8 protein-coding genes and 1 rRNA gene are annotated in these 8,421 nt (G+C 39.1%); 4 read left to right on the forward strand and 5 right to left on the reverse strand.

Going from position 1 to position 8,421, the window contains the following annotated elements; genetic code table 11:
* Positions 1-17 precede the first annotated feature (17 nt).
* The gene (locus ACE1CC_RS16955) at positions 18-911 is read left to right on the forward strand and encodes an Rpn family recombination-promoting nuclease/putative transposase (RefSeq protein WP_413271611.1); all 894 of its coding nucleotides are present in this window, start codon (positions 18-20) and stop codon (positions 909-911) included.
* Between the two features lie 118 nt (positions 912-1,029).
* On the opposite strand, the gene ACE1CC_RS16960 is transcribed toward ACE1CC_RS16955, so the two are convergent.
* The 3 genes from ACE1CC_RS16960 to ACE1CC_RS16970 are packed head-to-tail and all read right to left on the reverse strand — an operon-like array spanning position 1,030 to position 3,712.
* Positions 1,030-2,664: a serine/threonine-protein kinase gene (locus ACE1CC_RS16960; RefSeq protein ID WP_413271612.1), complete on the reverse strand. Its 1,635-nt coding sequence runs from the start codon at positions 2,662-2,664 to the stop codon at positions 1,030-1,032.
* A gap of 54 nt (positions 2,665-2,718) precedes the next feature.
* On the reverse strand, positions 2,719-3,165 hold the full coding sequence (locus tag ACE1CC_RS16965; RefSeq protein ID WP_413271613.1) for a hypothetical protein: 447 nt from the start codon (positions 3,163-3,165) through the stop codon (positions 2,719-2,721).
* A gap of 13 nt (positions 3,166-3,178) precedes the next feature.
* Positions 3,179-3,712, reverse strand: coding sequence for an antibiotic biosynthesis monooxygenase family protein (locus tag ACE1CC_RS16970; RefSeq protein ID WP_413271614.1), 534 nt, complete (start codon positions 3,710-3,712; stop codon positions 3,179-3,181).
* Positions 3,713-3,879: 167 nt separating this feature from the next.
* On the opposite strand from ACE1CC_RS16970, the gene ACE1CC_RS16975 reads away from it, so the two are divergent.
* Positions 3,880-4,683, forward strand: coding sequence for a pentapeptide repeat-containing protein (locus ACE1CC_RS16975; RefSeq protein ID WP_413271615.1), 804 nt, complete (start codon positions 3,880-3,882; stop codon positions 4,681-4,683).
* 13 nt (positions 4,684-4,696) lie between these two features.
* On the opposite strand, the gene ACE1CC_RS16980 is transcribed toward ACE1CC_RS16975, so the two are convergent.
* Positions 4,697-4,960 carry a type II toxin-antitoxin system Phd/YefM family antitoxin gene (locus ACE1CC_RS16980; RefSeq protein WP_413271616.1) on the reverse strand — a complete coding sequence of 88 codons (264 nt, stop codon included), beginning with the start codon at positions 4,958-4,960 and terminating at the stop codon, positions 4,697-4,699.
* 83 nt (positions 4,961-5,043) lie between these two features.
* Positions 5,044-5,640 carry a Uma2 family endonuclease gene (locus ACE1CC_RS16985; protein WP_413271617.1) on the reverse strand — a complete coding sequence of 199 codons (597 nt, stop codon included), beginning with the start codon at positions 5,638-5,640 and terminating at the stop codon, positions 5,044-5,046.
* A gap of 363 nt (positions 5,641-6,003) precedes the next feature.
* On the opposite strand from ACE1CC_RS16985, the gene ACE1CC_RS16990 reads away from it, so the two are divergent.
* Both ACE1CC_RS16990 and ACE1CC_RS16995 read left to right on the forward strand, forming a co-directional pair.
* Positions 6,004-7,833, forward strand: coding sequence for an aspartate kinase (locus ACE1CC_RS16990; RefSeq protein WP_413271618.1), 1,830 nt, complete (start codon positions 6,004-6,006; stop codon positions 7,831-7,833).
* A gap of 277 nt (positions 7,834-8,110) precedes the next feature.
* Positions 8,111-8,421: ribosomal RNA gene (locus ACE1CC_RS16995) — 16S ribosomal RNA — on the forward strand; the annotation flags it as partial.

Consider the following 8,421-nt stretch of genomic DNA (forward strand, 5'->3'; position numbering starts at 1 on the left):
GACAAAAAAGCAAAACCTTGGCCTACGATAACACCTGCAAATACATCGCCTCCCAAAATCCAGCCAGCTTCGTTCGCTGGTTATTACCCAATGAGGAATTTACCACAGTCGAAATCCTCAAAACCGAATTACCCGCCGAACCAATTAGAGCAGATTCCTTAATTTTATTACGATTCGGGAACACAATCTTACACCTACAATTTGAAAAATTACCTTATTCAGACCCACCAATTCCCGAACGAATGCTCAACTATTGGGTGCGCCTTTATGGAAAATACAGATGTAAAATCGAACAAGTAGTAATTTTCCTGCAACGTATCGATTCACCCCTAGTTTTCATAGACAGATTTCAGGAAGCAAACACAATACATTCCTATCGGATAATGAGATTATGGGAAGAAGACTCAGAATTGTTTTTAGCAGATCCCGCCTTGCTACCTTTAGCACCTCTAACTCGCAGTGAATCACCAAGAGAATTGTTGCAGGAAGTAGCAGCAAGGGTAGAATTAATACAAGACCCCACACAGCGAAGAGAAGTATTAGTTTGTACCGCAGTAATGGCAGGATTACTGCATAAACCAAATCTGATCGGTCAGCTATTTCGGGAGGATAATATGCAAGAATCTTTGTTTTATCAAGAAATACTTCAAAAAGGCGTTCAACGCGGTTTACAACAAGGTTTACAACAAGGTTTACAACAAGGCTTACAGCAAGGTATAGAACAAGGACAAAAACAGCAGGCACTTCTACAAACTCTGCGTTTACTTAGGCGGCGAGTGGGAGAAATTCCCATCAGTACAGAAGACAGAATTTGCACTTTATCTATTTCTCACTTGGAAGAATTAGCGGAAGCGTTGCTAGATTTCTCATCACCAGATGATTTGATTACTTGGTTGCAGAATTTAAAGTAACCTTTTAGGTTGGGGAATCAAATAAATTTAGCTAAGATGCGATCGCACAATCCAAAACCACTTAGTTTGATGGAGGGGGGGGAAGTGCGATCCATCTTTTTCTCCTAATATTTATATTCTAATCAATATTGCAGCTTTCAAGTCTTTTTGCAATATGAGGAGGGCCGAACTCCCAAACACGAGAGGTGACTTTAAAAGGAAGATGTCCTGAAGGAGCAGAAAGTTTATAAATAATATTATGATACCATTTATTATTCATATACCAGCCAACACGACTACCAAAGTTATTGGCAATTTTTACATTATGAATTCCACGTTTACCTCCCACCTCAATCCATTCATTTTTCTGTACACTAAACCCAAACCGACCATTGCTATATTTTATCCATAATTTGTTAATTTTGCGTAAATCGGAGCAAGGAATATTATTAATATCTTCTATATCAAACCAAGCTTTTTTCTGTCGATTAACGAGCAAAAGCATAATCTGTAATGTTTCGTTATCAGCATCTCTAAATTTCTGAGATGCCAGTAGTTTTTCCAAAAGGCTGTAATCTATTTGTACAGGATTAATAGATATTTCTTGAATAGGTGAATCTTCTCTAAACTTGGCTCTTTTGGATGGCGATTCTGTAGGGTCTGATTGATAAGATGGAGGTTGACTGGGACGAGAAAGTGGATTAAAGGAAAGATGAGGAAAATATATGTAGATGATCAATATAAAGAAAAAGACAGCCCCTACAGGAAGTAAAGAAGACTGGTTATTTATTTTGGTAAAATTTGTAACAGCATTGTGGTAAATGGGCTTTATACCTGGAATATGTAGGGTTGCCATCTGAGACAGATTAGAATTAGGCTGAAGTAATTTTAACCATTTCTGCACGGTCTGAGGACGTTGATCAGGTTGAATTGCCATTCCACTAAGAATAGCGTTATTTACTCTAGAGCTAATATTTGGATTAATTTTATTTGGTGCTACTAAAGGGTCGGGTTTACTGTTTTTCAGATTATCATCTCTGTCTATAGCGCGTGGTAAGCGATCGCACAGTATCTTGCCTTTTTGAAGATAACCAGTTAAGAGTACATACAGCGTTGCAGCCAAAGCATAAACATCGGTATAATCTCCTGGTTTGTGTCTGCGAAAATATTGCTCAATCGGGGCATAACCATCCGAAACAAATTGAGTGTGGCTGTTCATTTGATTAGGATTAAACTCTCGCGCAATACCAAAATCAATTAACACAACCTCAGATTTATTTCTTCTTAATATAATGTTTTTTGGTTTGACATCACGATGCAAAATTCTCTGCTTATGGGTAACTGTTAGTGCATTACCAATCTGTTGAACATAATTTAAAGCATCTGCTTCCCGTAAAACTCCTTCTCGCATCACTATTGTGGCTAAATTCTCACCGTCAATATACTCCATGACAATGCACCACAACTGACCCTCTTGAATTAAATTGTAAAATTTTACAATATTATTATGTTGGCATTTTTTAAGTTTTTCTGCTTCGTCTATAAAACGCCTTTGAAATGTATCAAAGTCTGGACGACGTTGAACTTGATTGTTGAGTGTTTTAATAACTACTTTTTGCCCAGTTTTGTCCCTAGCTTGATACGTAATCCCAAAGCCACCCTCTCCCAGTAGTTTTTCAATAGTGTACTCACCATTATGTAAAGTTTTTCCACTTACCCAGTAGCTCATATTAGAATAGTTCGAGAAAGCATTTAAGGAAATTAAGTTTGGCATTATAGAAAATGCCTTTTAATCATTTTGTATGTTAGTTACTAGTTATTATTTAAATTATTTTTCTGATAATTTTGCCATCATTATAGGGCTTATTGTTACCGTTATTGTCAAGAACAACAGTGTAAGTTGCTGTTGAACAGTTGTATTTTCTAGGACTTCTTCTATTCCTATTGTGATAAAAGAAGTTTGAGTATTCCTTAAAATAATATTTTGTGCCGTTCCTAAAAAAGAAGTATAAGCGTCAAAAAAGATAGCAACAACATGAAAAGGTCTTAACCACTTATAAAATTCTTCATCTGGATCTTTTTCCCATAGCTTTTCTGTATTTAATCCTAAACCTAAAATGATTCCACTTCCAATTACAGCTGTTATAAAAACTACAGTTGATTCGACTGTAAATTCAATTTTAGTAAGACCAAAAATACCAACTATGCCTAAAAAACTAGTTGCAAAATCCCAAAAAGCTCCGAGGCTAAACATAAAAATTAAAAGTCCTTTCATTTTCTCTAATCCTTTAGTTTCTTAATGCTAAAACTATGACAGCAAATACGATCGCGCCCAACCAAGCCAAGATTAGAATAACTTTATCTAAAGGTTGCTTTTGGAAAAAATTTATAATATTTGGTTTAGAATTATAAGTTGTTTCTATTACTTGATAGATAGGCAAAGATTCTTTACTTCCCCAGTCATCGATAAAATATCTATACTCTTCTGTCTCTCTAGCTTGCTCGCAATCTTTCTGAGACTTCCACGAAGCATAAATCAACCATTCAGGTGACTTCCCAACTACTTTGTGAAGATTAATATAATTCAGCCCAGAACTTTTTTTCAATTTTTTGGCTACCTCTTCCCAATCTTGGCGAAACAATTTTGTTTCTTTTTGTGGAACTTCAAGAAAATGTATTACGATAAAATTTTTGCGAAAATTCAAGCCTATACCCCTTCTTGATTCTTTGGTAAGGTAAAATAAATTAAATGGATAGCATAATTTTTTGGTTTCTGCTCCTAAATAAATAGGTGTATTATTGTTATCTATGTAACTTAGCAACTATAGCTGAGGTTTAGCAATGAGAAAAAGTAATAAAAAAGTAATAAAAAAGTAATAGAAAATTGCTTTTATTGTAAAATATATAACTAGGAAAACAACCTATTTATGGTGGGTTCCGCTTCCCATAGCTGTTAAAACGGCGTTTCACGCTTGAGGAACTTTTAAAGATGACCCCTGATGAAGCACTAGAGCTTGTAGAGATTGTCCTAGACTATCAACGCCTCAATAAAGTTCAAGAGTTAGTGTTTCGTCAATCTTGGGAAGGACAGTCTTATGTAGAAATTGCCAAAAATACTGGATATGAACCTGATTATATCAAAGATGCTGGTGCTAAACTTTGGAAACTGCTTTCAGAAGCATTTGGAGAAAAGGTTAAAAAAGATAATATTCAATCCGTTTTAAGGCGATACTTGCAACAAAACAAAGTGAACGTACAAAGAAATTTAACTATAGAAGTGAACCTTAGTGGAGCTAATCTCAGTGGAGCAAACTTAAATGGAGCTAGAGTAGTTGCTAATTTTATAGAAACAGATTCCTCTAAAGCAATTTCTCCTAATAAAGTAATGCCAGATAATCATATCCAGACAGGTAGAGAAACTTTAGAAGATGAAGAACAAATTTATCACTGGAATGGTTTAGATTTTTGTTCTGAAGCACAAGTGAAAATAGCGGAAGCACTCGATCGCACCAACATCCTCTTTATCCCTAACTTCAAAATTCGACTAACAAGCACCGAAGGCAGAGAAAACAAACAAGTTGATTTTCTGATTTTTTATCAAGGTAAATCGGGAATTTTAGAGATCGATCGCCCACCATCCCAACAAGATGAAGCGAATTTTCGGGAGTGCGATCAAATTTTCCAAACTCACGGCATCTCCATTATCCAATATTACAATCCTAGCAGATGTAGCGAAGAACCCGATCGAGTCGTACAGGAATTTTTAGAAACATTGAGCAAAGTAGAAGATTAAAATTTCAATCCTCTCAACATCTTAACTCTGCCTTTAACTCTTCTAAGCTAATAGTTTCTCCCGCCTCTGCTTGTCGAATACCTTCTCGCAACTGCGCCATAAATTCTCGATCGGAAACAATTTCCAGAGTTTCCAAAAAAGATTCAAACTGTTCTAAACTCATAGCAATCATTACAGGCTTACCATCCTTAGTGATTATTGCTAGTTCATCTGCCAACTGATCCGGTAATTCTGGTAGCTTTTCTTGTGCTTCGTTAATAGTTAGGTATTTTGGCATAATTTTAGAGATTGATTTTTGGATTGAGTTGATTATATATTGACTATTCAAACTCAGGGAAAATTACTCAGCTTATTAGCATCTTAACTCAATTCTGCTACATCTTCATACAAAGCCGAAATATCAACACTAAAATTGATGCTAGCTAACTGGATCTGCTCCCCTTGAACAAAAGTATATAATTCCCAACGTCTTTCAGCATTGCGACGAAAACATTCTACTCTTTGCCGCTTTTGAGAAACTAACACATATTCTTGTAAAGTTTCAATTTGTTGGTAATCAGCAAACTTATTTCCGCGATCGCGTAGCGTTGCGTTAGCAGAATCGAAAGCTTCTGTATTATCCGACAATACTTCTATAACTAAGCTGGGATAGCGAATGAAAGATTCAGATAAATTTTTATCCCTTTCATCGCAAGTTACTATCACATCAGGATAATAATAAACATCAGCTGCTTCTATCAAAACCTTTATATTTTCTACAAAAGCTCGACATCCACTTCCCCGCACATGATTTCTCAACAAAGCAAAAATGTTACCAGTTATAGTGTTATGAGCTTGAGTACCTCCAGCCATTGCATAAACCTCTCCTCTTATGTACTCATGTCTGACGGGACTAATTTCCTCGCCTTTTAGATAGCTTTCGTGGGAAATATAAACAGTGTTTTGACTGACAAACATTTTAGTATATCTCCAAATAATCTTTGTTATATTCTAGATTAGTTTGTGAGACGCATCGAGTAATTGCCGAATTCATCCCATTAATAATAAGTATAATTTTACCATAATTACAACCTACTAATACGTTCTATAAAATAGATTGTTTGCAGCTAAAGACATATTAAAGAGCCTAAACTAATAACTAATTTGCTACTTATGCTACATAACGCTGATTCTGCATATCCTAATAAAGGAGTGTAAACTTTAACTGATCTTCCTACCAAATTCTGATAAATTCAAAAAGTTCATTACATAATATAATGCCTCTAAAAATCCCTCTTTAACGGGTCAAAAACAACCAGAGGCTCAAGGGGAAAATCGGTCATGGCTCTAATTGTCCAGAAGTACGGCGGCACCTCAGTTGGCTCAGTAGAACGCATCAAAGCAGTAGCCCAACGAGTTATAGATACATCTAAAGCTGGTAATTCGGTGGTAGTAGTAGTCTCAGCAATGGGAAAAACCACCGATGGTTTAGTTAAACTAGCAAATGAAATTTCCACTAACCCTAGTCGTCGGGAAATGGATATGCTCCTTTCCACAGGCGAACAAGTCTCCATAGCCCTTCTCAGTATGGCATTGCAGGAGATGGGGCAACCAGCAATCTCCCTCACAGGTGCCCAAGTAGGAATAGTCACCGAAGCACAACACACCCGCGCCCGAATTTTGCGAATTGAAACCGAAAGACTTTCGCGGCATTTAGAAGAAGGTAAAGTGGTAGTAGTGGCAGGATTCCAAGGGATTTCCAGTGCAGAAGACTTGGAAATTACCACCTTGGGACGTGGCGGATCGGATACTTCTGCCGTTGCCTTAGCAGCAGCTTTGCGGGCTGACTTTTGCGAAATTTATACAGATGTTCCCGGCATTTTAACCGCAGATCCCCGCATAGTACCCGATGCACAGCTAATGACAGAAATCACCTCTGATGAGATGTTGGAGTTAGCTAGCTTGGGTGCAAAAGTATTGCATCCCCGTGCGGTAGAAATTGCCCGGAACTATGGAGTACCTTTAGTAGTGCGATCGAGTTGGACAGATGAACCCGGTACAAAGGTAGTTTCTCCAGCATATCAAACTCGTTCGTTAGAAGGTTTAGAACTGGTAAAAGCCGTCGATGCAGTAGAGTTTGATACCGATCAAGCAAAAGTAGGATTGTTGCGCGTACCCGATCGTCCTGGTGTAGCAGCACGTTTATTTGGCGAAATAGCCCACCAAGACTTAGATGTTGACTTAATTATTCAGTCAATTCATGAAGGTAACAGTAATGATATTGCCTTCACCGTCAGCAAAAATGTAGTGAAAAAAGCTGAAGCCGTAACAGCTGCGATCGCACCCGTCTTACGCACTCATCCTACACCCGCCCCAGACGAAGCCGAAGTCATGGTAGATCAGCAAATCGCCAAAGTCAGTATAGCTGGTGCAGGCATGATCGGAAGACCAGGAATCGCCGCTGAGATGTTCGCCACCTTAGCAGAAGCGGAGATCAACATCCTGATGATTTCTACCTCAGAGGTGAAAGTGAGTTGTGTAGTGGAAGCGGGAGAGTGCGATCGGGCAATCTCTGCGCTCTGCAAAACCTTTGATGTAAACACTTCTCCAGCTTGGATCAACAGAAAAGTAATCACCCAAGAGAATACCGCCGAACACCCCTTACCACCAGTGCGAGGAGTTGCCCTAGATCTCAATCAAGCCCGCATTGCCATTCGACACATTCCCGATCGACCAGGCATGGCAGCACGTCTATTTAAACAACTCGCCAGCAAAAATATAAGTGTCGATATGATCATTCAATCCCAACGCTGTCGAATTATAGACGGACTTCCCCGCCGAGATATTGCCTTTACCGTGCATCGAGGCGATGCCGAAGCTGCCAAAGCTACTTTACAAGAAGTCGTGACTGAGTGGGGTTGCGGGGAGGTTGTGGTGGATTATGCGATCGCCAAAGTCAGCGCCGTAGGCACAGGCATGGAAGGACAACCCGGAGTAGCAGCCCAAATGTTTGAAGCCCTAGCCAAAAACCAAATCAACATCCAAATGATTGCCACCTCAGAAATTAAACTCAGTTGCGTAGTCGCCCAAGACCAAGGAGTTACCGCATTACAAACAATTCATGCCGCCTTTGGCCTAGCAGGTAATCAAAAAATCCAGGTTCCAGCTTAACCCCTTAGCCAAATCCGAGGTAGACTCAACCTTGAAACCCTTGTGAATAAAGACTTCCAAACTTTCCTAAAAAAAGTTTTTCAAAAGTGTTGACAAAGCCGATTAGGGTTGATACATTAGTAAAGCGGTCGAGAGGAAGCCAAGCGCAAGTGAAGCACTCAAGTCGCGCCCGAACCTAGAAAAAAGTATAGTTTGAAAGCCAAAAAAAGCCAAGCTCGTCAAAGAAATTAATAAAGAGTTTCTAGCGTAGCTGGAAACAAATTGAGTCAAGAGTAATCAAATGGAGAGTTTGATCCTGGCTCAGGATGAACGCTGGCGGTCTGCTTAACACATGCAAGTCGAACGGGCTCTTCGGAGCTAGTGGCGGACGGGTGAGTAACGCGTGAGAATCTAGCTTCAGGATGGGGACAACAGAGGGAAACCGCTGCTAATACCCGATGTGCCGGAAGGTGAAAGATTTATCGTCTGAAGATGAGCTCGCGTCCGATTAGCTAGTTGGTAGGGTAAGAGCCTACCAAGGCGACGATCGGTAGCTGGTCTGAGAGGATGACCAGCCACACTGGGACTGAGACACGGCCCAGACTCCTA

The organism is Floridaenema aerugineum BLCC-F46, assembly GCF_041929345.1.
In the GTDB taxonomy this organism is placed as follows: Bacteria; Cyanobacteriota; Cyanobacteriia; order Cyanobacteriales; family Aerosakkonemataceae; genus Floridanema; species Floridanema aerugineum.

Coding starts and splice junctions, on each gene's coding strand:
- ACE1CC_RS16960 (WP_413271612.1), bottom strand. CDS start 2,664: ATGCCAAACTTAATTTCCTTAAATGCTTTCTCGAACTATTCTAATATG.
- ACE1CC_RS16965 (WP_413271613.1), bottom strand. CDS start 3,165: ATGAAAGGACTTTTAATTTTTATGTTTAGCCTCGGAGCTTTTTGGGAT.
- ACE1CC_RS16975 (WP_413271615.1), top strand. CDS start 3,880: ATGACCCCTGATGAAGCACTAGAGCTTGTAGAGATTGTCCTAGACTAT.
- ACE1CC_RS16980 (WP_413271616.1), bottom strand. CDS start 4,960: ATGCCAAAATACCTAACTATTAACGAAGCACAAGAAAAGCTACCAGAA.
- ACE1CC_RS16985 (WP_413271617.1), bottom strand. CDS start 5,640: ATGTTTGTCAGTCAAAACACTGTTTATATTTCCCACGAAAGCTATCTA.
- ACE1CC_RS16990 (WP_413271618.1), top strand. CDS start 6,004: ATGGCTCTAATTGTCCAGAAGTACGGCGGCACCTCAGTTGGCTCAGTA.